The organism is Pseudomonas sp. P5_B2, from assembly GCF_056400445.1.
Genome location: NZ_JBFULH010001267.1, coordinates 1 through 776 on the forward strand (window position 1 = coordinate 1; position 776 = coordinate 776).

The window sequence follows — 776 nt, forward strand, 5'->3', positions numbered from 1 at the left end:
GTGGCGTCGTGTGAAGCGTCCGTGGCCGAAATGCATCAAGCTCTGCGAGCCGGCTCCACTGAAAATGACATTTGGTCTGTTCTGCACTCTGGCAACATCCGCCGTGGCGGGGAATGGATCGAGACGCGTATTCTCTGTTCCGGCCCACGCACGAACCCATGGTTTCAGGAGTCTGGCCCAAGGGTGTTGAGCGACGGAGATTTGCTTTCATTCGATACAGACCTTATCGGCACGTATGGGATGTGCGTCGACATGTCACGCAGCTGGATATGCGGAGGCGTTGATCCAACCGCCGAGCAGAAGCGCCTTTATCGAATTGCTCACGAGCATATCGTCCGAAATACCGACCTTATCAAACCCGGCGTACGCTTTACTGAGCTGACGGCTAAGGCTCATCGACCCCGAATCATGCCGCGTCCAGCGTTACGGAGTACTGTTCCATGGCGTTGGATTGTGTGACGACTACCCCCGTATCCGCTACCCGGTAGACGTAAAATCTTATGGATACGAAGGCGAGCTGCAAACAGGCATGGCTTTGTGTGTGGAGGCCTATATTGGTGAAGTGGGTGGGCGCAGAACCAGTTGCTAGTGACCGATGACGGCTATGAATTGCTAACGCCATACCCTTTCGATGACAGCTTCCTGCGTGATTGAACCCTTTTTATGCCTGGAGATTTTCTCCTGAAACACATAGGCCAATGCGGCTACGTGAAGGTTCAAGAAACCCAAAAAACTCAGCCGAGCCGATTTATTACAAATATTCATAAGCTATTGAG

The 776-nt window shown here is 52.6% G+C and carries 1 protein-coding gene; it reads left to right on the forward strand.

Annotated elements, in window-relative coordinates; translation table 11 throughout:
* The first annotated feature begins 21 nt into the window (after positions 1-21).
* Positions 22-459 carry a M24 family metallopeptidase gene (locus AC1DRJ_RS30665; protein ID WP_477805413.1) on the forward strand — a complete coding sequence of 146 codons (438 nt, stop codon included), beginning with the start codon at positions 22-24 and terminating at the stop codon, positions 457-459.
* Positions 460-776: the final 317 nt, after the last annotated feature.